At 37.1% G+C, this 22,240-nt stretch carries 18 protein-coding genes; 7 read left to right on the top strand and 11 right to left on the bottom strand.

The window, feature by feature from the left end:
* Positions 1–68 precede the first annotated feature (68 nt).
* From thpR to ACFIK4_RS06170, 6 genes are all read right to left on the bottom strand, one after another.
* Positions 69–608, bottom strand: coding sequence for an RNA 2',3'-cyclic phosphodiesterase (gene thpR / locus ACFIK4_RS06195; protein WP_375675459.1), 540 nt, complete (start codon positions 606–608; stop codon positions 69–71).
* Between the two features lie 625 nt (positions 609–1,233).
* A complete protein-coding gene (locus tag ACFIK4_RS06190) occupies positions 1,234–1,527 on the bottom strand; it encodes an HPr family phosphocarrier protein (RefSeq protein ID WP_012754483.1) in 294 nt (97 codons plus the stop codon).
* Positions 1,528–1,544: 17 nt separating this feature from the next.
* Positions 1,545–1,943 (bottom strand): PTS sugar transporter subunit IIA, encoded by a 399-nt coding sequence (locus tag ACFIK4_RS06185; protein WP_375611386.1) that lies wholly within the window; start codon positions 1,941–1,943, stop codon positions 1,545–1,547.
* 136 nt (positions 1,944–2,079) lie between these two features.
* Positions 2,080–2,544 (bottom strand): HPr kinase/phosphatase C-terminal domain-containing protein, encoded by a 465-nt coding sequence (locus ACFIK4_RS06180; RefSeq protein WP_375612806.1) that lies wholly within the window; start codon positions 2,542–2,544, stop codon positions 2,080–2,082.
* A 23-nt stretch (positions 2,545–2,567) separates the two neighbouring features.
* Positions 2,568–4,352 carry a stimulus-sensing domain-containing protein gene (locus ACFIK4_RS06175; protein WP_375628484.1) on the bottom strand — a complete coding sequence of 595 codons (1,785 nt, stop codon included), beginning with the start codon at positions 4,350–4,352 and terminating at the stop codon, positions 2,568–2,570.
* A 39-nt stretch (positions 4,353–4,391) separates the two neighbouring features.
* Positions 4,392–5,114: a response regulator transcription factor gene (locus ACFIK4_RS06170; RefSeq protein ID WP_005774392.1), complete on the bottom strand. Its 723-nt coding sequence runs from the start codon at positions 5,112–5,114 to the stop codon at positions 4,392–4,394.
* Between the two features lie 386 nt (positions 5,115–5,500).
* On the opposite strand from ACFIK4_RS06170, the gene lysM reads away from it, so the two are divergent.
* Entirely contained in the window at positions 5,501–5,956 is a 456-nt protein-coding gene (lysM, locus tag ACFIK4_RS06165) for a peptidoglycan-binding protein LysM (RefSeq protein ID WP_375611389.1), read from the top strand.
* A gap of 110 nt (positions 5,957–6,066) precedes the next feature.
* On the opposite strand, the gene ACFIK4_RS06160 is transcribed toward lysM, so the two are convergent.
* Positions 6,067–6,621, bottom strand: a complete 555-nt coding sequence (locus ACFIK4_RS06160) for a copper chaperone PCu(A)C (RefSeq protein ID WP_375611390.1) — start codon at positions 6,619–6,621, stop codon at positions 6,067–6,069.
* Between the two features lie 959 nt (positions 6,622–7,580).
* Between ACFIK4_RS06160 and dnaK the strand changes: the two genes are divergently transcribed.
* From dnaK to lepA, 5 genes are all read left to right on the top strand, one after another.
* A complete protein-coding gene (gene dnaK, locus ACFIK4_RS06155) occupies positions 7,581–9,473 on the top strand; it encodes a molecular chaperone DnaK (RefSeq protein ID WP_273790233.1) in 1,893 nt (630 codons plus the stop codon).
* A 158-nt stretch (positions 9,474–9,631) separates the two neighbouring features.
* Entirely contained in the window at positions 9,632–10,774 is a 1,143-nt protein-coding gene (gene dnaJ, locus ACFIK4_RS06150) for a molecular chaperone DnaJ (RefSeq protein WP_375611466.1), read from the top strand.
* A 1,729-nt stretch (positions 10,775–12,503) separates the two neighbouring features.
* Positions 12,504–13,409 (top strand): acetylglutamate kinase, encoded by a 906-nt coding sequence (gene argB / locus ACFIK4_RS06145; RefSeq protein ID WP_375612884.1) that lies wholly within the window; start codon positions 12,504–12,506, stop codon positions 13,407–13,409.
* Positions 13,410–13,441: 32 nt separating this feature from the next.
* On the top strand, positions 13,442–14,356 hold the full coding sequence (locus ACFIK4_RS06140) for a DMT family transporter (protein WP_273790236.1): 915 nt from the start codon (positions 13,442–13,444) through the stop codon (positions 14,354–14,356).
* A 1,441-nt stretch (positions 14,357–15,797) separates the two neighbouring features.
* On the top strand, positions 15,798–17,603 hold the full coding sequence (gene lepA / locus ACFIK4_RS06135; RefSeq protein WP_375611467.1) for a translation elongation factor 4: 1,806 nt from the start codon (positions 15,798–15,800) through the stop codon (positions 17,601–17,603).
* A 574-nt stretch (positions 17,604–18,177) separates the two neighbouring features.
* On the opposite strand, the gene dapD is transcribed toward lepA, so the two are convergent.
* Positions 18,178–19,026: a 2,3,4,5-tetrahydropyridine-2,6-dicarboxylate N-succinyltransferase gene (gene dapD / locus ACFIK4_RS06130; RefSeq protein ID WP_375611393.1), complete on the bottom strand. Its 849-nt coding sequence runs from the start codon at positions 19,024–19,026 to the stop codon at positions 18,178–18,180.
* A gap of 106 nt (positions 19,027–19,132) precedes the next feature.
* Here dapD and ACFIK4_RS06125 point away from each other — a divergent pair, with 106 nt between their 5' ends.
* Positions 19,133–19,996, top strand: a complete 864-nt coding sequence (locus ACFIK4_RS06125; RefSeq protein ID WP_375611394.1) for an LOG family protein — start codon at positions 19,133–19,135, stop codon at positions 19,994–19,996.
* A gap of 32 nt (positions 19,997–20,028) precedes the next feature.
* Here ACFIK4_RS06125 and truA read toward each other — a convergent pair whose 3' ends face one another.
* The 3 genes from truA to def are packed head-to-tail and all read right to left on the bottom strand — an operon-like array spanning position 20,029 to position 22,239.
* Positions 20,029–20,772, bottom strand: coding sequence for a tRNA pseudouridine(38-40) synthase TruA (gene truA / locus ACFIK4_RS06120; RefSeq protein WP_375675453.1), 744 nt, complete (start codon positions 20,770–20,772; stop codon positions 20,029–20,031).
* Between the two features lies 1 nt (position 20,773).
* On the bottom strand, positions 20,774–21,703 hold the full coding sequence (gene fmt, locus ACFIK4_RS06115; RefSeq protein ID WP_375620855.1) for a methionyl-tRNA formyltransferase: 930 nt from the start codon (positions 21,701–21,703) through the stop codon (positions 20,774–20,776).
* Complete coding sequence (def, locus tag ACFIK4_RS06110; RefSeq protein ID WP_375620854.1) at positions 21,703–22,239, bottom strand: peptide deformylase; 537 nt, start codon at positions 22,237–22,239, stop codon at positions 21,703–21,705. The genes fmt and def overlap by 1 nt, the downstream gene beginning before the upstream one ends.
* Between the last annotated feature and the right edge of the window lies 1 nt (position 22,240).

Raw genomic sequence — 22,240 nt, 5'->3', positions numbered from 1 at the left:
TTCCCTGCAATTACACATATATGAAGTCTTTTCTTAAAGGGTTTTTAAAGGGTGTTATAAACACCCTTTTATCTTTGAAGCGCCCAACTTCCTTTTACAATATAGGGAGCCTTATTTAAGGGAGAGGCCGATAACAATAAAACAAAATGATCAACTTCAAAAGGAGGGATAAAAAAATCATCTTGAAAAGATAGATAAGAAGAAAGATCTTTAAGATTAATATCAAATATTCGTGCAAGAGTGATATGCGGAATAAACAGTCTTTCATCAGGCTTTAACTCTAATTTATTCCGAATATATTGCATCTTTTCATGTAAAAGAGTAAGCTTTTCACAAGGTTCAATGCGAACCACAAGAGAATGAGGAGCATTTTCTGAACCAAAAACTTCAAAACCTTTTATCTGTAGCGTAAAAGAAGGAAGTTCTATAGTGTTAAAGGTATGCATAATTTCATCTGCTAAGGAGCTTTCAACTTCGCCAAAAAAAGATAAGGTGACATGAAAATTTTGCGGGTTGATCCATTGCGCTTTTGGTAAGCCATTTTGCAATGATACGAGGGCTTTTGTCGTTTGTTGAGGAATCTGAAGAGCACTAAATAGACGACCCATGATATTATCTCCTTATAATGAAAGATGCTATCCCAAGCGCAATATAGATAATAAGGGCGGGGCACGTACCACAGAAAACAAGGCAATAGTATAGAAAAAGAATGTCTAAAAAATGCTTACTATAATTATGGTCGTACAAAGCTTATTCGTTTTAAGAAAATGGTTATGATATTGATAAGAATTGCGTTTTCAGGATCTGTATCACAATGATGTGCAATGGAAGATTACTTGTGTATTATAAAGGCTACAAAGTTAGCAGAAAATAAGAAAAGTTGATAGATTTTTGATGTGCGAAATTATTTTGACATTTATCTTTAGCCTAAAATAAAGCATACTTTAATACAAGGTGAAGAGTTCTCTTTTCTGTAAAAATTTAATTATATGATTAAGTCGGGGAATAGCCATAATACCAAAACTATTCAAATTGGTCAAATAATGTTAGGAAAGGAAGAAAAAAATCGAGCATAACAAAATTACTATAAGCTTTTACATTTATGATAATTATGCCAATCTATAATGGATATGAATATTGGTATAAAAGCGGGAAGAGAAATTAAAATTCAAAATAATGATCGAAAGTTCCTATTTTCTAAGAATTATCATCTTTGTTTATGATGAAAAAGCACTAGTTTTCCTCTCCAAAGTTGTTATTGATGAGCTTTTCAAGAGCATTAAGAGCATCTGTTGCTTCTGGTCCTGAAACACGAATGGTGAGGTTGCAACCGGATGAAGCCGCTAGCATCATAAGTCCCATAATTGATGATCCGCCAACAATTTTCCCGTCCTTTTCAACTTCAACAGTAACATTAAAATTGTCAACAGTTTGTACAAATTTTGCAGAAGCACGTGCATGCAACCCACGTTTATTACAGATATTGAAATGACGACTTATACATGGGAGGGTATCTTTGGAAAACATTGGTATTTTATTATCCGCTATAAAATCATACTTGGTACATTAATATATTTACGCCCTGCTTCTTGTGCTATTCTTAACGCGTCTGATAATGAAATATCAGGACATTTGCGAATAGAAATTAGTTTAATAAGCATGGGCAAATTAACACCCGCAATCATTTCAACGCGTCCTTTTTCAATAGCAGGAATAGCTATATTTGATGGTGTTCCACCGAACACATCTGTTAATATGATGACGCCATGATCCGTATCTGTATCGGTTACTGCGGCTATAATATCACCTCGGCGCTGATCTATATCGTCATCGGGATAAACGCATATTGTTGCGAACTTTTCTTGTACTCCAACAACATGTTCCACGGCATGTAAAAATTCGACAGCCAGCTCACCGTGCGTTACAAGCACGAGTCCAATCATTTACGCAAACTCCTGTTAACTAATAAGACCCAACCATAGTTGGTGGGAAAGACATTGTACAAGGCTTTATCTTGCTGCCAAGAAAAATTTGCAAAAAAAAGGCAAAAATTGTGATTTTTTTATCTTTAGAAAAAAATTAGACAGATTTTTGCCATATTTTTCTAAACAAAAATGCTTCAATAGCTTGACAAATGGCTGTACAATCGGCTTCACGAAGAGAGGGAAGTTTTAAAAGAGGAATGTGCAAATTTTCAAATTGAAAAGTTTTATTTGTGGAAAAACGTTCATATTCCGGACCGAGAAAAATAACACAATCGATAGTTGTGTGCTTTTTGAATTCTATCATATAAAGACCAACGCCACGAATCTCGATGCCGCCCTCTAAATTATCGGGAGTGTATCCGTGAAGCTTTCCATTTTCCGCACGCAACATTGTATAATCATCACTGATAAGCTTCGCTTCACGTTTTGACCACTCAGCGCGGTCAAGCAAAGAAAGGGTGATGGTTGATTTTCCTGATCCGGATGGACCTATAATTAACAGCCCCTTGCCGCCTAGTTGAAGGCAATTTGCGTGGAGTATTTCACATTTTGTTTTCATGTCTTTTACTTTGGATAAAAGATTTATTTAGCAAGCGGAAGCATGATAGTAAAACGTGCACCAGTTTTACACTTCCCAAGTGTAGGATCAATAATATTTTCGGCTGTAATTGTCCCATTATGAGCCTCGATGATTTGCCGACTAATAGAAAGGCCAAGTCCAGAGTTTTGTCCAAAAGCATCTTCATTTGGTCGATCTGTGTAAAAACGTTCAAAAATGCGTTCAATATTTTCTGAACGAATACCTGGGCCATTATCTTCAATGGTTAAAATAAGGATTGAAGCATGACTTTTCATAGTAATGCAAATTTTGCCACGATTCCGAGGAATAAAAGAACGCGCATTTTCAAGAAGATTTGAAATCACTTGTCCTAAACGAAGTTCATGTCCCAATACAAGATAAGCTTTTCCATGAGAACGTGGGACAATATTAAGGCTTATATCAATAGTTTGCGTATTACGATACACTTCCTGAACAGCATGAACAAGACTTTCCAAAAGCGGTGTCATATCAACAATCTCTGCGGTTTCTCGTGCAAGCTCTGCATCGAGTCGCGATGCATCAGAAATATCTGTAATCAACCGATCAAGGCGGCGCACATCATGTTGAATAATTTCCAGCAATTTTTCTTGTGCTTCTTCATTTTTAGCCAGAGGGAGCGTTTCAACAGCACTGCGTAGAGAGGTGAGAGGATTTTTTAATTCGTGGCTTACATCAGCAGCAAAGCGTTCAATGGCTTCAATACGCATATAAAGGGCATTGGTCATATCACGAATAGAAGTTGAAAGGTGACCAATTTCATCTTCACGCATTGAAAAATCAGGAATTTCTACACGCTGATTATTACCATTACGCACTCGATTAGCCGAGGCAGATAATTTACTTAATGGATGGGCAATCGTATGGGCCAAAAAGAGAGAAAGAACCAAAAGTACGCTACCTACAACGGCAAAAACTTTAAAGATAACCAGTCTTTCGCCTTTTACAATGTTATCAATATCGGAACCAGTGGTTGAAAGAAGAAGAGCTCCAACCACTGCGCGATAGCGTTGAACAGGAACGGCAACAGAAACAATTAATTGCCCTTGTCTGTTGCGTCTTTTAGCCGTAGCAAGAGATCCGTTTAATGCGCGGTACACTTCTGGATAAGCAATACCACTGGTTTTTGTTTGTTCTCTGTCAAGAGCAATACCTTTGCCATAAAATGCGCTTGAATACCATGAAGTAAGGCGATCCCACATGTTTTGTTCTGTTTTAAGTGGGGGTAAATCATAACTAAAAACTTCTCCACTAGAATAAAGAACGCGCGAATCAAGAAGGAGAGTAGCATCACGATCATAGATACGTGCTCTTGTCGTTTTAGGTGTAATAAGACGCCGTAAAAGAGGGGCAACTTGCTCAGGGTTAATAGGAAAATCCCAAGAATCGGTTGATTGAGGAGCGGGTGTAACGCTTTCACCAGTCTGTAACTCTAAGAGTTTTTGAGGGTCAATGAGGATAGAATTTGTATCTACTGTTGCAGAAGCAGCAATAGCCCCAGCAATAATTTTTCCTTGGGTACATAAACTTTTGATTTTTGCTTCAATTAAACCATCGCGAAATTGGTTAAGGTATAAAATGCCTGTAACTAAAACAGCAAGAGCAGCAATGTTTAATATAACAATGCGACGTGTGAGGCTGGAAAAAAGCAATTGTCTAAAGAGACGTTGTGTTCGAAGATGCAAACGAGCGAACATAAGAAATGGCGTTGAGGATGTACCATTAACGGTTGTTTTTTGTAAAGTTTCCAGTTGAGAATTGTCTGTCATCGATTTGATTGCCATTCAAATTTTTGCGACAAAGTAGTTTTATACCTCGTGGAAACGATAACCTACACCATAAAGTGTTTCAATCATTGCAAAATCATCATCCACTTGTTTAAACTTTTTACGCAGACGTTTAATGTGACTATCAATGGTGCGATCATCTACGTAGACTTGATCACTATAAGCAGCATCCATTAAAGCATCACGACTTTTTACAACTCCTGGTCTTTGTGCTAAGGTTTGCAGAATCAAAAATTCCGTAACGGTTAAAATAACAGGTTTATCTTTCCATGTACAGGTGTGGCGTTCTTGATCCATCACAAGATCTCCGCGTTTGAGAGAAGAGGTGGAAGAAGTTCCTGTAGAAAGCGGTTGGTTACGTGCATTAGAACGGCGTAAAATAGCTTTCACGCGTTCAATAAGAAGACGTTGGGAGAAAGGTTTAGTAATAAAATCATCAGCTCCCATTTTGAGACCAAATAATTCATCAATTTCATCATCTTTAGAGGTAAGAAAAATAACTGGAAGATCAGATTTTTGACGCAAACGACGCAAAAGTTCCATCCCATCCATTCGGGGCATTTTAATATCAAAAATAGCTAAGTGTGGAGGGTGAAGTGTGAGACCCTTGAGTGCAGATGCTCCATCTGTATAGCTTTCAACCCGATATCCTTCTGTCTCAAGCGCAAAAGATAAAGATGTCAAAATATTGCGATCATCATCAACAAGTACAATCGTTTGCGTGATTGTTGGTGTATCTTTCATGGTTTCTTAGACCTTTCTATTGCTGTGGTAGCAAATTACCCACACTTATTTATATGGGAGTTCATATTTTTTTTGCAAAACAAATATGATACAAATTGTAGCAAAGTAAAAAACCTTTTGTCATTACTGTAAAATCTTGTTTTGCTTTCATAATTTATAATGTTTCTACGTCTATTAAGATCCCTTCATTTGAGAGAAAATTTTCATAAAGGCTTTTTTTATCAAGGTTTATTACAAAGTTTATTATTGTATTTGTCTCATAATTGAACAGATGTAGTTTTGATTGTTGAAGTTTAGAAAATCTGCCTATGTGTTTTAAGAGCAAAGAAAAGAATGTGGCAATATATGCACAAAAATTTGTTTCTGCTACACGAAAGGAGGTCGTAATGGGATTTTTTAATTTTATTAAAACCGTAGGGGAAAAGTTAGGTATTGGGGACCATGAACCAAAAGAAAAGGATTTTAAGAGAGCATTTGATCATTTTCAACTCGGTACAGAAAAAGTCAATATTCAAGTTGAAGACGGTAAAGCTATTTTAAGCGGTGAAGTTCCAGATAGGGAAACACTTGAAAAAGCACTGCTGGTTGTTGGCAATTCACAAGGTATCTCTTCTGTAGATGTTAATCAATTAAAGGTTATAGATACAACGCCTAGAAAAACTTCTCGCTTTTATGAGGTTAAATCTGGTGATAATCTTTGGAAAATTGCTGAAGAGGTTTATGGAAAAGGGCAAGGTAATAAAAACACATTTATTTTTGAAGCCAATAAGCCAATGCTAAAATCTCCCGATAAAATTTATCCTGGACAAGTTTTACGTATTCCTGAAATTGACCATAGTTAATTCATCAAAGGGGATAATTTTTTACTGATGGCATTAAACAAAAAATAAAGAAGCGTAAAAAATTTCACGCTTCTTCATTTTATAAAGTGTGTATTTATAATAAAAGGAGCTTAGTGAACAGGAGAGGATTTAGAAGGTGATGGTACTTTCATAGCGTTTACAGAGAAATCAACATCAATGGTTCCTGCTTTCTCAAATGTTAATTTTGCGCTAATTTTATCACCTAACTTAAATGGTTGTGAAAGCCCCATGAACATAATATGATCACCGCCAGGCTTAAGCGTGATTTCGCCATTTCCCGGAATTTCAATGCCATTGTGCATTTTTTCCATTTTCATAATATCATTAACGACAGCCATAGAGTGTATCTCTGTTGTTTTTACTCCGTTTGTGGAAATAGAAACCAAACGGTCTGGGGTATTACTGTGATTAATAATGTAGAGATAACCGCTACCAACTCTTATACCTCTAGGTGTTTCGCGTGTCCAAGGATTGAGAATTTCTATGTCGCCAAGTTTATATTGCTGAGCACCTGCTGGCAAGGTTATACCAGCAAAGAGAAGAGCACACACGATATTTATGATAACCTTTTTGTATGGATATTGTGTATGTATTATATTCTTAAAGATGAGATTTGTTATTTTTTTAATAATAGATGTCATCATTGATTTACCCTCCTTCATAAGATTCACACTTTGAATATTTTTATTTTAGCAGAGCTTTTATTTAAAATAAAAGAAAGAAATGCTAAAATGAAATTGATTTGAATATAAAAATCATAGAATTCTTGAAATTTAAAAGAAGACAGTAAGATTTACAATGACAACACACCTCTTAACGCTTCCGTGTTCATCTCATAAATAGTATTTGCAAATGGTATAAAATCTATGATGCACTACTATTTTACTTAATGAAGATATAATACAGAACAATCATCAACTACTTTACCAATTTTAATATTATGACAGCTCTTGGCATTTTAAAGCGTTTATACAGAGGTATTTTTATATATTTTCAAAGTTCAAAATTATACAGTTAAGAAAAAACGCTTTAGATGAATTTAAAGCACAGATTTCAAATAGCCGCAAACAATGAGACCGTTAGAAGGAGAATTTTTGAAAGGAGATCGATAGATAATACCTTTACTGATATGAGCATTAGATATGATGACTATTTTAGTCCAAGGAAAATTTATAATATTTGTGATATAAATTATTCGCCTTTTAAAAAGCTTTTACGTGAGTATGATTTTATCAATGATGAGAAGATCAAGAGCGAGAGTGCAATCATTCTTTTATTTTTTAATTTTTATAGAAAGATATATTTTTTGAGAATTGCAAGAAAAATATATTATGCTCTCAAGTCTCTCATAAATATGGTATTTATGGGTCATTAGAGTGCCTATTTTAAAATAAATTTTTTATTTTGGAGATGTTTCTCTCATTATTCTCTTGTAGCAATAAAAGCCTGTTCTTATATACGAGGCAGCAAGGCTTGTTGCGACTTGCAGTTTATTATTATTTATATTGCTTGAAGCAATATACGGGCTTTAGGTGTTATGAGGAGCTATCTTAAAAAGATGCTTTATGAAGGTTGAGGTAGCTTGCTGAATGGAGATTATAATATGGCAAAAGTAATTGGTATTGATTTGGGGACAACGAACTCTTGTGTGGCTGTTATGGATGGCAAAAACGCAAAAGTTATTGAAAACTCAGAAGGAGCGCGAACAACACCTTCCGTTGTTGCCTTTACTGATGGGGGGGAGCGGCTTGTTGGGCAGCCTGCTAAACGGCAGGCGGTGACAAATCCTGAAGGGACAGTTTTTGCAGTTAAACGTTTGATAGGGCGCCGTTTTGATGACCCTATGGTTGAAAAAGATAAAGCGCTTGTTCCTTATAAAATTGTTAAAGGTGACAATGGTGATGCATGGGTTGAAGAGGCGGGAAAGAAATATTCTCCGTCACAAATTTCAGCTATGATTTTGCAAAAGATGAAGGAAACAGCAGAATCTTATCTTGGTGAAAAAGTTGAACAAGCCGTTATTACGGTTCCTGCTTATTTTAATGATGCGCAACGTCAAGCCACGAAAGATGCAGGTAAAATTGCTGGACTTGAAGTTTTACGGATTATTAATGAGCCAACTGCTGCTGCTTTAGCTTATGGTTTGGACAAAAAAGACGGAAAGACAATAGCTGTTTACGACCTTGGTGGTGGTACATTTGATATTTCAGTCCTTGAAATTGGAGATGGCGTTTTTGAAGTTAAATCAACCAATGGGGATACGTTTTTAGGGGGTGAAGACTTTGATATGCGCTTGGTCGGTTATTTTGCAGATGAATTCAAAAAAGAGCAAGGAATTGATCTGAAAAATGATAAACTCGCTTTACAGCGCTTAAAAGAAGCGGCAGAAAAAGCAAAAATTGAGCTTTCTTCGTCACAGCAAACAGAAATCAATTTACCATTTATCACGGCAGATCAATCCGGTCCCAAGCACTTAACAATGAAATTGACTCGGGCAAAATTTGAATCTCTGGTTGATGATTTAGTGCAGCGTACCATCGAGCCTTGTAAAGCTGCGTTGAAAGATGCTGGATTAAAGGCTGGTGAAATTGACGAAGTTGTTTTAGTGGGTGGTATGACACGTATGCCCAAGATTCAGCAAGTTGTGCAGAGCTTTTTTGGCAAGGATCCCCACAAAGGCGTTAATCCTGATGAAGTGGTCGCAATGGGTGCTGCCATCCAAGGAGGTGTATTGCAAGGCGATGTCAAAGATGTATTGTTGCTAGATGTAACACCTTTATCTTTGGGTATTGAAACCTTGGGTGGGGTTTTCACACGCCTTATTGAGCGCAATACCACTATCCCGACGAAAAAATCGCAAGTTTTTTCGACAGCTGATGATAACCAGAGTGCTGTGACGATTCGTGTTTTTCAAGGTGAACGGGAAATGGCAAGTGATAATAAGTTATTGGCTCAATTTGATCTTGTTGGTATTCCTCCAGCCCCACGTGGTATACCTCAAATTGAAGTTACTTTTGATATCGATGCGAATGGTATTGTTAATGTTTCAGCCAAAGATAAGGGAACAGGTAAAGAGCATCAAATTCGTATTCAGGCATCAGGTGGTTTAAGTGATGCTGATATTGAAAAAATGGTAAAGGATGCAGAAGAGCACGCGGCTGAGGATAAAAAACGCCGTGAAGGTGTTGAAGCTAGAAATCAAGCGGAGGCTCTTATTCATTCAACTGAAAAGTCGCTCAATGAATATGGCGATAAAGTATCAGCTGAAGAAAAGGGACAGATTGAAACAGCAATATCTGATTTGAAATCTGCGCTTGAAGGCAGTGATACGGAAGAAGTAACAACAAAGATGCAAAAATTAGCAGAAGTCAGTATGAAGCTTGGACAGGCTATGTACGAAGCCTCACAAGCAGCGAGCGCTGACACTGAAACAGAGGCAAAGAATGATGATGTTGTTGATGCTGATTTTGAAGAAGTTAATGATAAGAAGAAATAGTGTCAGCATATGTGTTGATTAATTGATAAACCCGGCCTTTGAAATATAAGGCTGGGCTTTATTATTTGAGATAAGTTGCAACTTTGTTGCTAAAAATATAAATTAAAAGCAATATTATCCATAAAGATGGATGACAGAAAAATTATCAGGAATACATGATGAAGGTTGACTATTATGAAATTCTTGGCGTGACTCGCGAATGTGATGATAAAAAGTTGAAATCTGCTTTTCGTAAGTTGGCAATGCAATATCATCCTGATCGCAACGCGGGGGATAAAGAGGCAGAGCGAAAATTCAAAGAAATTGGCGAAGCCTATGAAGTTCTTAAAGATCCCCAGAAGCGTGCTGCTTATGATCGATTTGGCCATGCGGCCTTTGAAAATAGCGGTGGTCAAGGGGGAGCAAATCCCTTTGGTGGTTTTGCTGCTGGTGGTGGATTTGCGGATATTTTCGAAGACTTTTTTGGTGAGATTATGGGAGGGACACACCGTAAGCGTGGTGATAGTCGCGAACGTGGCGCAGATTTGAGTTATAATATGGAAGTGACTTTAGAAGAAGCATTTTCAGGAAAAACTGCAGAAATTAATATTCCCAGTTCCGTTACGTGTGATGTTTGTGAAGGATCAGGAGCGAGAAAAGGCTCTAAGCCGCAAGTTTGTGGAACATGTCATGGATCTGGTCGTGTGCGTGCTGCACAGGGGTTCTTTTCTATTGAGCGGACATGTCCTACATGTCATGGACGTGGTGAAACTATTACGGATCCATGCCCCAAATGTCAGGGGACACGGCGTATAGAGAAAAAACGTTCATTAAGCGTAAATGTTCCAGCTGGTATTGAAGATGGAACGCGTATTCGCCTTTCTGGTGAGGGTGATGCTGGTATTCGTGGTGGCCCCAATGGTGATCTTTATATTTTCCTTTCCATTAAACCGCATGAGTTTTTTCAGCGAGAAGGAGCAGATCTTCACTGTCGCGTTCCTATTTCAATGGTAACAGCTGCTTTAGGAGGAGAGTTTGAAGTTTCCGACCTTGATGGTGTTAAAGCACGCGTTAAGATTCCAGAAGGGACACAAAATGGACGTCAATTCCGCCTTAGAGGCAAAGGTATGCCCATGTTGCGCCGTCAGCAAGCAAGGGGTGATCTTTACATCCATATCACGATTGAGACACCGCAGAAATTAACGCAGGAACAACGTGAATTGTTGCAAAAATTTGAGAAACTCTCAAATCATGAAAATTCACCGCAATCACATGGTTTTTTTTCACGTATGAAAGAATTTTTTGAAAATATTTCTGGTTAAAATTATGTGAATGTTCTCAGAATAATTAGAGAGAACTGTGGGAAAGTTATTTTCATTAAGCTTTCTATTGTCTCATTATCTTTGAAAAGCATTTTTTCTTGAAAAGAAAAGAGAGAGACAGCTAATTTAGGATAAACTCCTGCTGCTGATAGTTTTTATATTTCATGAGTTTTATGGATAAGTCTTATTTTTGAGTGTCTATGACATTTTAAAAAGGGCTTATCCATATAAGAACGCAATTGAGTGATTGATAATAAATATTGCCAGTGTCATGATAACTGCCTTTATGCATTCAGTATTTTTGGTGTTTATTTTTTCACTCAAAATTTCTTTTTAAAGGCTCTATAATAAAACTATAAAATAGGTAGCGGCTTGCCAAGAAACGCTAAATAAGCTGTTAGGCAATCCATCTTTTTCAAATAAAGTATCAACTTCTTATAACCGATTTTATTTTTGGCATTTTTCATAGTTTTAATCACTGCTTCCTTTAAAATAAGGGTTATTTTGTTCGGAATAGCTTTTACATGCCTCATCTTAGCTTTTAGCAGTAATCATGTCTTTTTAGATGCGGATTTAGTTTTGTATTTCTGATGTCATAAATAGTTCTTCCAGATAATAAAAACGCTATAATCAAGTTTATTTTGTTCCAAAGAAATTGTGGAATGAGATAATGTGTGTTGAATGCTAAAGAAGACATAACAAAACACTTTTTGAGGTATTCGATGTATCTCTCTTGTGGGGAAACAGATTCGATGGAATTCACTTAATTGAATTTATTGGCATAATAAAAAGTTGGTGGGAAGATAGAGGAAGTTACCTTTAAAAAGAAAAAACAAATACAATAAAAAAATAGCACAATATGCTTAGAAAACAGCACGACATATTATTGAAATTGTTAGTGATATGGAAAGAGAAGTATACGAAATGAATCTTTTTTCATAAAATAACATAATTAAAAGAATTAAAAATTCTACAAAACATTGAATAATTCAAGCATGTATCGCTATGCAGAAAGAAAAACTTAATGACCGATCATGAAAAATGAGAAGTTTTATAAAACCTTACGAAGAGAGTAATCTAAACAATTAAATGCTTTTACGAAGATGCTTCTGAAGAGTTATCGAAATAAAGTCACAATATATGATAATTTTGCAAAGCCTTTTTTCGATTTTACGATATAAAAAGATAAATTATGATTATAAATCAACTTATTATGATTCTCCATGAGGAGCGTTCAATTGACATTTCCTCATGTTTAATGATTGAGAAAAAGTCAAATTTTTAAAACCAAAGTTATAGTTTATTGGGATAAGCTATAAAGCAGTTGAGTGATTTCTTATCTTGGGAATATGTTAATTTTATTATTATAAGAAACTTTATTTTTATCTTACAAAATCAATGGTTGTATATATTCCTATTCATTGTTAAGTATCCATAGGGATAAACTAATGAGTTGAATGTACGGCTTAGCTTCAAAATTTTGCTTTTCAATTTTATATATAAGATCATAAAATAATGACATTTTTTTACGTCTATTTTGTTTAATTTTTCGCTGTCAATTTTTAAAGGAAGTTTTTTGTATTTCATTTTGCTATTCCTTTTTCGTAATTTAGAGGAAAATTGACGATTTTCAGGGGAGGGGGTGGATAGAGTAAAGTTTGGTTTTATTGTTTTCACTTTTCCTAAATTTCATTAAGAGATGGTAAAAAGTGATGAGGAGGCTCTATTGATGGATGATGCTAAAAACGGTGATGTAGATGTTTTGGAAAAACAAGCAGCATTTTTATCGTCTGCTTTACCTTATATGCAAAAATATGAAAATGAAACGGTCGTGGTAAAATATGGCGGCCATGCTATGGGTGATCCTGCTTTGGGGCGAGCATTTGCGCGTGATATTGCTCTATTAAAGCAATCGGGGATTAATCCTGTTGTTGTTCATGGTGGTGGTCCTCAAATTGCTGAAATTTTAATGAAAATGGGGATTGAATCACGATTTGAAAACGGACTACGGGTAACCGATGAGCGGATCGTTGAAGTGGTTGAAATGGTTTTAGCGGGTTCCATAAATAAAGAAATTGTTGCTCTCATCAATGCTGAGGGTGAATGGGCAATAGGATTATGCGGCAAGGATGGCAATATGGTTTTTGCCGAAAAGGCTTATAAAACTGTCATTGATCCTGATTCGCATATTGAACGTGTTTTAGATTTGGGGTTTGTTGGTGAGCCTGTTGAAGTTGACCGCACATTGCTAGATCTTTTAGCATCTTCTGAAATGATACCAGTTCTTGCTCCTGTAGCTCCAGGACGCGATGGTAAAACTTATAATATCAATGCTGATATTTTTGCTGGAGCTATTGCTGGTGCATTAGAGGCTAAACGCCTTTTATTTCTCACTGATGTTCCTGGTGTTTTGGATAAACAGGGTAAACTTTTAAAAGAATTGACAGTTGCTGAAGCTGAGAAATTTATTAAAAATGGGACAATTTCAGGAGGCATGATTCCAAAAGTAGAGACTTGTATAAAAGCCCTTCAAAATGGCGTGGAAGGTGTTGTCATTTTAAATGGTAAAACTCCTCATTCTGTTTTACTAGAGCTGTTTACCGAACAGGGAGTTGGAACGCTTATTGTTTCATAAATTGTGGGGAAAATTGGAAGAGAAAGTTTTTCATGGTGAATCTAAAACAGTTTAAATATCCTTTATTAAGTAAGCCAGAATTGGCAATATTTACTGCGACAATATTGTGGGGCGTTACATTTTTAGTCATTCACATTGCGGTACGCTATAGTGGTCCTCTGTTTTTTGTTGGATTTCGTTTTATTGTTGCATCTCTTATATGTGGGGTAATTTTTTGGCGCTCTATAAAAGGTATAACTGTTTATGAAGTTTTCGCTGGGATGGCGATAGGTTTAGCCATGTTTTTTGGTTATGCTTTTCAAGCAGCTGGACTTCAAACAATTATTAGTAGTCAGTCAGCTTTTATCACAGCGCTTTATGTACCGATGGTTCCAATCTTGCAATGGATTGTTTTTAAAAAACCTCCCCGTTTAGCTTGTTGGATTGGTATTATTTTCGCTTTTATTGGGCTTGTATTTATTTCAGGACAAAAGCCGGGAAATTTTGATTTTTCAAAAGGCGAAATTTTAACTTTGTTAGGCGCTTTAGCGATTGCTGGAGAAGTCATACTCATCGGAATTTTTGCGAACAAGGTTGATAGTCGGCGTGTAACCATTATTCAGTTATTTTTTAGTGGTTTTTTTTCATTTGCTTGTATGCCTTTGATGGGTGAAAGCATCCCTGAATTTTCGTGGGTGTGGTTTAATATTGGTATAGGATTGGCATTAATGAGTGCCATCATTCAATTAGCTATGAATTGGGCACAAAAGTCTATTTCCCCTACGCGTGCGACACTCATTTACGCAGGTGAACCGGTATGGGCTGGTATTGTTGGGCGTTTGGCTGGCGAACATTTATCTCCCTTAGCTTTATTGGGCGGTTTGCTTATTCTGATTGGGATAATTGTGGCTGAATTACAACCTTCACAATGGCGTAAAAAAAATAAAGCAATTAAAAAAATTGATTAGCTATACATTTTTTTATTATGATTTTATTACATGAGATTTTTGCTTGTAGAGTTTTCATTTTTGGAGCTTTTTTAATACTAAGATGATTAAGAAGTTCTATAAATTATTCCAGCTTTTGCATGCCAAAGTGGAGAAATAGTATGCTTCTATCTGTTTGTCAGATTTCTGAACCGGGCAGACAACCTTCATTGAGCCAAAGCATGAGGTGATATAAAGGTAAAAATTAACGCTCATCTTTAAATTCGGCTTTAACAACTTTCAAAAACATCTACGGTAATGTTTTTGAATAATGAAAATTACGCACTGTCGCACGTTATTTCTTTTGTCCTTTAATAGAGTTACGCTTCTCACGCAAAATAGAACGCCCAAAGTATCCCCATAACGTTGTACATTAAAGCGTTTTTTAAAAGATAATTTTCTCAATATACATCATATTCATTGACGGTTTGCATGAAGTATAGAAAAACCACAGAGCATCATCATTTTACTTAAAATAAAAGGCACGAGCATTTTCTTTATCTGTTCTCAATATTACGATAGCTTTTGGCATTTGAAAGAGAGAGGTATTTTTACTCATTTCTTAAACGTTTTTATCCATACACTAGCTCTGTTTTATAATGGGGAGCAAAAAATTTATTGATTCATTATGAGAAGATTTAAAATGAGAGAAGCTCGCGATATTCAGAGCTTTAATTTAAATTGCAAAACAATAAACGATCATTATAAATCAATGCGTTATCCAATGAATCGAAGAGGATTTGTGTGTTTTATATTTAATGAAGGAAGGGAGGAGTTGTATAAAAAGGACATAAAAACTTTGCTCAATAAAGCCTATTTCTAAAGTTTTAAAAATTAAGAAGAAACTCCCTCGATATTCATGTTATCTTATATAAGATTGCTAAAAAAGAAGATTATTGCGTACAAATAAAAAAGCATTTCTTGCGAATTTATTGCAAGCCTAAGTGATATACACGCCCATCATATAAATATGATAATACATTGATTTATAATTATAATATAGCATTATTCACAATTGAATTAGAACCCTGAATACCGTAAAATTTTCTCACGTCAAATCATTTTCATGTTAAATCAATCCAAATCACTTGCTTACACATCACAAGTGGGTGGGGGCATGTGGGTAAAGACTGTACAAGAAAAGCATATCTCTTATAAAATTTTTCAAGTGTAAAGGATCGTCGTAATATTGGAGGCTGGCAAAGTGTGTGATGGTGCCGGCTTACTACAGATATGAGTTATCAAATAAGATGTGAAAGGATCATTTTATCACCCTTGGATTTAATTTAGCAAACAAAAGCCTCATTTTTTAGGCTATAAAAAGTTGTGTTTTGAGAAGATTTTTAGGTTTATATTCTTTTGATAGAAGCCGGAACATAATTGGTCTTTGCGTTTTGTATTATTCTTTGCTAAATCGCCTTATATGACAATAGATCGTAATTATATTCGTAATTTTTCCATCGTGGCGCATATTGATCACGGCAAATCAACTTTAGCTGATCGTTTGATTCAAATAACAGGTGGGCTTGATACACGTGAGATGAAAGAACAAGTACTCGATTCCATGGATATTGAGCGTGAACGTGGAATTACTATTAAAGCACAGACGGTACGTTTACACTATAAGGCAAAGAATGGTGAAACCTATATTTTAAATCTTATGGATACACCAGGTCATGTGGATTTTGCTTATGAGGTTTCGCGTTCACTGGCAGCTTGTGAAGGTTCTCTGTTGGTGGTGGATGCAAGCCAAGGCGTAGAGGCGCAGACGTTAGCAAATGTTTATCAAGCCATTGATAATTCCCATGAGTTGGTTGTTGTTCTCAATAAAGTTGATCTTCCAGCAGCAGAACCTGAGCGTGTTAAAGAACAAATTGAAGATGTGATAGGCATTGATACATCTCAAGCAGTAGAAATATCAGCAAAAACAGGTTTGGGTGTTCCTGATGTTCTGGAGGCAATTGTTGCACAATTACCACCTCCACATACAGGCGATGTTGCAAATCCCTTGAAAGCAATGTTGGTTGATAGCTGGTATGACGCATATCTTGGTGTCATTGTTTTGGTACGGGTGATAGATGGTATTTTAAAAAAAGGCCAAACCATTCGTATGATGGGTACAGGTGCAAAATATCCAGTTGAGCGCGTTGGGGTTTTTACACCTAAAATGGTACAGGTTGATGAATTAGGACCAGGCGAGATTGGTTTTATCACTGCTTCTATCAAAGAGGTAGCAGATACACGGGTTGGGGATACGATTACTGAAGAGCGTCGTCCTTGTGAAAATGCTTTGCCTGGTTTTAAGCCGGCGCAACCGGTTGTCTTTTGTGGACTTTTTCCAATTGATGCTGCTGATTTTGATGATTTGCGTGCAGCCATGGGCAAATTACGCTTAAATGATGCGAGTTTTTCTTTTGAAATGGAAACGTCTGCGGCTTTGGGATTTGGTTTTCGCTGTGGTTTTTTGGGACTTCTGCATCTTGAAATTATTCAAGAGCGATTAGAGCGTGAGTTTAATTTGGATTTAATTGCGACAGCACCTTCAGTTGTTTATCGCATGAATATGAATGATGGTTCTGTTAAAGAGTTGCACAATCCAGCGGATATGCCTGATGTGGTTAAAATTTCTTCCATAGAAGAACCATGGATTCGAGCGACAATCATGACTCCTGATAATTATCTTGGTTCAATTTTAGAGCTATGCCAAGAGCGGCGTGGGGTACAGGTTGGTTTGTCCTATGTTGGAACCCGTGCTATGGTAACGTATGATTTACCACTGAATGAAGTTGTTTTTGATTTTTATGATCGGCTAAAATCGATTTCAAAGGGTTATGCTTCTTTTGATTATCAAATGACAGATTATGCAGAAGGTGATTTAGTTAAAATGTCTATTTTGGTGAATGGAGAGCCTATTGATGCATTATCGATGCTTGTTCACCGCACGATTGCAGAAAAGCGCGGGCGTTCAATGTGTGAAAAACTGAAAGATCTTATTCCTCAGCATATGTTTCAGATTCCAGTTCAAGCGGCTATTGGTGGTAAAGTTATAGCGCGCGAAACGATTCGTGCTTTGCGTAAAGATGTAACAGCGAAATGTTACGGGGGTGATGTTACGCGTAAGCGCAAACTTTTGGAAAAGCAAAAAGAAGGCAAAAAGCGGATGCGCCAATTTGGAAAAGTAGAAATTCCACAATCGGCATTTATTCAAGCGCTCAAAATGAACAAATAATGAAAAAAGGGGTATTTTCTCTCATTGATTGCGCTTTTGCTTTTGTCGATTGGTTCAGGTGTTTAAAGAACACTTTTAAATAGAATTGCGTCGTGCTTCATGTTCTTGTGTATTGCATAATGGTATCACTTTCTCACGTAAAACAGAATGCTTTAAACAAAATACATTTATGTTGCATATTGGCGTGCTCGTTTTCGTAAATCATCACTCAATACATCAAACTCCATTTCACAACGGGGGCTATGAAAAATATAACGTAAAATACACTGTGAATGATATAAAATCCATTTGGCATTACCGCTTTTACGCGTCAGAAAGGTGCAAAGCGCACCTATCATACTCTTTTTCAGCTCAAAATATTATGACAGTCCTTATCACTTGAGAGAATTCATTAAAGGTATTTCACTCTTTTCTTGAAGTGTTTCTTACCCACATACCAACTGTGTTTGTAACGAGCAAGGAAATGATAGTGATTGATTCACTATGAAAGGATTTGAAATGAGAGAATCCTTGTATTCGAGGTTATTATTCAAGTTAAAAAACGATGAAATATTATTATGAATTAATCTTGTGTCTAAGAACGTAAAAGATCATTAATAGATGTTTTTTCTCGTGTTTTTTGATCAACGCGTTTTACAATAACAGCACAATAAAGGTTTGGGCCTGCTTCACCATTTGGTAAAGGTTTTCCGGGGAGAGAACCTGGTACAACCACTGAATAGGCTGGTACTTCACCAATAAAAATTTCACCTGTTGTACGGTCAATAATCTTTGTTGATTTTCCAATAAAGACTCCCATTCCCAAAACAGCACCTTCACGGATAATACAGCCTTCAACAATTTCAGAGCGAGCACCGATAAAGCAATGATCTTCAATGATTGTTGGATTTGCTTGCAGTGGTTCTAAAACACCTCCAATACCAACACCGCCAGAAAGATGGACATGTTTACCAATTTGTGCACAAGAACCAACGGTGGTCCATGTATCAACCATTGTGCCCTCATCGATAAAAGCACCAAGATTGACAAAGGATGGCATCAATATAACATTGGGTGCAATGTAAGCAGAATGACGTACAATGGCTCCAGGAACGGAACGGAAATCAGCACTTTTAAAATCTGCCTCTTGCCAACCAGAGAATTTTGAAGGAACTTTATCCCACCAATGTGTCCCATTGATTCCACCAGTAATAATTTGCATAGGATTAAGCCGAAAAGAGAGTAAAACCGCTTTTTTCAACCATTGATGAACATGCCATTGTCCATTTTTTTGTCGTTCTGCAACACGGATTTCACCTTTATCAAGAAGGTTCAATGCATGTTCAACACTCTCACGTATTTCGCCTTTTGTGGTAGTATCGATAGAATCGCGATCGTCAAAAGCTTGTTCGATAATAATTTCAAGTTGTGTGATATGGGTCATGACGAGAGTTCCGTTAAACAAGTTGAAAGCTTCAAGATTTATTCTCTATGAACTACGCGAAGAAATGTGTTCAGTCAATAAAACGATGAGGAAGTAGGACAGGTGCATGAAAAAAAGCTGTAAAGAAAAAAGAAAAAGGGAGCAAGAAAACTGGACGCCACTTCTCCATACGAAGGATGCTCTACAACAGATCCATAAAGTCTCTAATTCAGCACAGGTGCGTTCGTCTACTTATCGTTTAGCCTATATCGATCAAGATTTTATGATGCGTCCAGAGCTGCGTTCACAACGTATTAGTCTTGAATTTTTAAAGCCGGAAATAACCCTTAAAGAATATGATATTCAATCAACAGTTGTTTTGTTTGGTGGTGCGCGTATTCCTGAACCTGGGCAAGCAGCGTGGGCTGCAAAAAATGAAATACAAAAGAAAAATTTGCATGCTATGTCACATTATTACGATGAAGCAAGAGAGTTTGCGCGTTTGTGCTCACTCTATTCTGCTACGACACAATATCGTGAATTTGTGGTTGTTACGGGGGGCGGACCAGGAATCATGGAGGCGGGAAATCGTGGTGCTTGTGATGTTGGTGCCCCAACGATTGGCTTGAATATTATTTTACCACATGAGCAGGAGCCTAATTCGTATGTGTCACCGCATTTGTGTTTTAATTTCCACTATTTGGGGATGCGCAAAATGCATTTTTTAGTACGAGCGAAAGCCCTAGCCATTTTCCCTGGCGGATTTGGAACTCTGGATGAACTGTTTGAGACGCTAACTTTAGTACAGACGGGGCGTATGAAACAGGTACCAATTTTATTGTTTGGCAAAGAATTTTGGAGCAATACTGTCAATTTTGAGTATCTGTCTGCACAAGGTACAATTTCTCCTACTGATATTAATTTTGTGAAATTTGTTAATACAGCAGCAGAAGCTTTTGAAGAAATTCGTTCTTTTTATAAACTGCCTTAACGACTTTTGAGATGCTCACTCTTGAAGGATAATTAATACTCTACTTTGGTTAAATAAAGTCCTGAGGGGGGGGCAACAACACCACAACGTTTACGATCTTTAGCATGAAGAGCTGTTTCGAGATCTTGAGCTGTCCAACGTCCAATACCCACTTCCATGAGGCTTCCTGCGAATGAACGGATTTGATGATGAAGAAAAGAACGAGCTTGTGCATAAAGGAAAATTTCTTCACCTTCTCTTTGAATATCGAGACGTTCAAGGGTGCGAATAGGGCTTTTGGCTTGGCAATGTGCTGAACGGAAAGTTGTAAAATCATGTTGTCCTACAAGCTTTTGCGCAGCTTCATGCATGGCTTCAGCATGAAGAGGTTTTGGTATCCACCACACGCGTTTGGCATTTAAAGCTGGTGGAGAGCGACGATTAAGTATTTTAAAAAGATAATGGCGTTTTACAGCGGAAAATCGTGCATCAAAGTCATCAGGGACATTTTCTACATTTAAGATTGAAATCGCCTCTCCCTGTTTACGTAAAAGAGCATTGAGCGCGTCACGCACAGTATGGGAGAACCAGTTTTTTTCAAAATCAACATGCGCAACTTGTCCCGTAGCATGTACGCCCGCATCGGTTCTTCCTGCTGTTGTTATGGTCAATTGTTGTCCACTAAAGTAAAAAATTGCTTGTTCAAGAGCTCCTTGTATCGTGTGAAGTTTTGCTTGACGCTGCCAACCAGCATAATTTGAACCATCATATTCAAGAGTGAGTTTAAAACGTGGCATCTTAAAAAACAGCAGAAATATGAGCACCTCGCAAAAAGGTTGCGCACTCAAGAATTTTACCGCCAGATCTTTGGAGAGAGGTTATTTCTATCCGTCCTTGCCCACAATGGATAATCAAAGAATCTGGTTCTATCCGTCCAATTTCAAGAGAAGGACCTGTTGTTAAACGACTATCAAGAATTTTTACACGTTCTTCTCGTCCACCGATATTCATATTGCACCAGCAACTAGGAGAGGGAGAGAGCGCGCGAATATGCCTATGAATAAACTCTGCAGGTTTTGTCCAATCAATGCGGGTCTCTTCTTTTCTAATTTTGGCGGCATAGGTGATGCCTTCTTCTGATTGTGGGGTCAGTTTAAGTTGTCCTTTTTCAAGAGTGGATAAAGTCTCTACCATAAGTTCTGCGCCAATATGTGAAAGTCTGTTTGAAAGCTCAGCAGTGGTGGTGTTATCAGTAATGGGGATGGAGCGAGAAAGAGCGATAGGCCCCGTATCAAGTCCTTCATCCATTTTCATGATCATGATACCTGTTTCTTTATCACCAGCCATAATTGCTCGTTGAATAGGCGCAGCACCACGCCAACGTGGTAAGAGTGAAGCGTGGGCATTAAAACAACCAAAACGTGGCGTTTCGAGAATAGCTTTGGGTAAAAGGAGTCCATAAGCCACCACAATAGCAGCATCAACAGAAAGTGCTGCAAATTGCTCCTGTTGTTCGATTGTTTTGAGTGTTTGAGGCGTGAAGACAGGAATGGATTTTTCTTTTGCTACGGTGTGAACAGCGGAGGGGATTAATTTAAGTCCTCGACGTCCTGCTGGACGAGGGGGTTGACTATAAACAGCAACAACATCATGACCTGCATCCAATAAAGCATGTAAAATAGGAACAGAAAAATCTGGTGTTCCCATAAAACTTAATCGTAAAGCCATTACAAAACTGCTTCCTGCATGTTTTTTTCTTTTGCGCGTTTTTTAAATTTTCGTATCACCATATCGCGTTTGATCTTTGAAATGTAATCAATAAAAAGGCGCCCATCTAAATGATCAATTTCATGCTGCAAGCAAGTTGCTAAGAGATCGTCTGCTTCAATTTCTGTTTGTTTTCCTTCACGGTTCTGATAGCGAACACGAAGGCGTTTAGGACGTTCAACCTCTGCAAAATAATCAGGAATAGAAAGACAACCTTCTTTGTAAATATTACGCTCATCTGAAAGCCATAAAATTTCAGGGTTGATAATAACAAGTGGTTTTTTCTGCTCATCTTCAGAATTTCCAGAGACATCTATAACCAACATACGTAGCGGTATACCAATTTGAATAGCAGCAAGACCAACGCCTTTAGCATTATACATGGTTTCCAACATGTCATCCGCAAGTTTTTGGAGAGCTGAATCGACCTGCTCAACAGGTTTGGACACTTCCCGTAAAATCGGATCAGGTAAAGTAACTAAAGATCTCATTGGCATA

This window comes from Bartonella sp. AP9QHHD (assembly GCF_042195625.1).
GTDB lineage: Bacteria > Pseudomonadota > Alphaproteobacteria > Rhizobiales > Rhizobiaceae > Bartonella.
Note: the sequence above shows the minus strand (reverse complement) of the source record. Positions and strands in the feature narration are given on the sequence as shown.

Bases quoted from the DNA above. Each gene is read 5' to 3' on its own strand.
- thpR (WP_375675459.1), bottom strand. From the start codon at position 608: ATGGGTCGTCTATTTAGTGCTCTTCAGATTCCTCAACAAACGACAAAA.
- ACFIK4_RS06190 (WP_012754483.1), bottom strand. From the start codon at position 1,527: ATGTTTTCCAAAGATACCCTCCCATGTATAAGTCGTCATTTCAATATC.
- ACFIK4_RS06185 (WP_375611386.1), bottom strand. From the start codon at position 1,943: ATGATTGGACTCGTGCTTGTAACGCACGGTGAGCTGGCTGTCGAATTT.
- ACFIK4_RS06180 (WP_375612806.1), bottom strand. From the start codon at position 2,544: ATGAAAACAAAATGTGAAATACTCCACGCAAATTGCCTTCAACTAGGC.
- ACFIK4_RS06175 (WP_375628484.1), bottom strand. From the start codon at position 4,352: ATGACAGACAATTCTCAACTGGAAACTTTACAAAAAACAACCGTTAAT.
- ACFIK4_RS06170 (WP_005774392.1), bottom strand. From the start codon at position 5,114: ATGAAAGATACACCAACAATCACGCAAACGATTGTACTTGTTGATGAT.
- lysM (WP_375611389.1), top strand. From the start codon at position 5,501: ATGGGATTTTTTAATTTTATTAAAACCGTAGGGGAAAAGTTAGGTATT.
- ACFIK4_RS06160 (WP_375611390.1), bottom strand. From the start codon at position 6,621: ATGATGACATCTATTATTAAAAAAATAACAAATCTCATCTTTAAGAAT.
- dnaK (WP_273790233.1), top strand. From the start codon at position 7,581: ATGGCAAAAGTAATTGGTATTGATTTGGGGACAACGAACTCTTGTGTG.
- dnaJ (WP_375611466.1), top strand. From the start codon at position 9,632: ATGAAGGTTGACTATTATGAAATTCTTGGCGTGACTCGCGAATGTGAT.
- argB (WP_375612884.1), top strand. From the start codon at position 12,504: ATGGATGATGCTAAAAACGGTGATGTAGATGTTTTGGAAAAACAAGCA.
- ACFIK4_RS06140 (WP_273790236.1), top strand. From the start codon at position 13,442: ATGGTGAATCTAAAACAGTTTAAATATCCTTTATTAAGTAAGCCAGAA.
- lepA (WP_375611467.1), top strand. From the start codon at position 15,798: ATGACAATAGATCGTAATTATATTCGTAATTTTTCCATCGTGGCGCAT.
- dapD (WP_375611393.1), bottom strand. From the start codon at position 19,026: ATGACCCATATCACACAACTTGAAATTATTATCGAACAAGCTTTTGAC.
- ACFIK4_RS06125 (WP_375611394.1), top strand. From the start codon at position 19,133: ATGAAAAAAAGCTGTAAAGAAAAAAGAAAAAGGGAGCAAGAAAACTGG.
- truA (WP_375675453.1), bottom strand. From the start codon at position 20,772: ATGCCACGTTTTAAACTCACTCTTGAATATGATGGTTCAAATTATGCT.
- fmt (WP_375620855.1), bottom strand. From the start codon at position 21,703: ATGGCTTTACGATTAAGTTTTATGGGAACACCAGATTTTTCTGTTCCT.
- def (WP_375620854.1), bottom strand. From the start codon at position 22,239: ATGCCAATGAGATCTTTAGTTACTTTACCTGATCCGATTTTACGGGAA.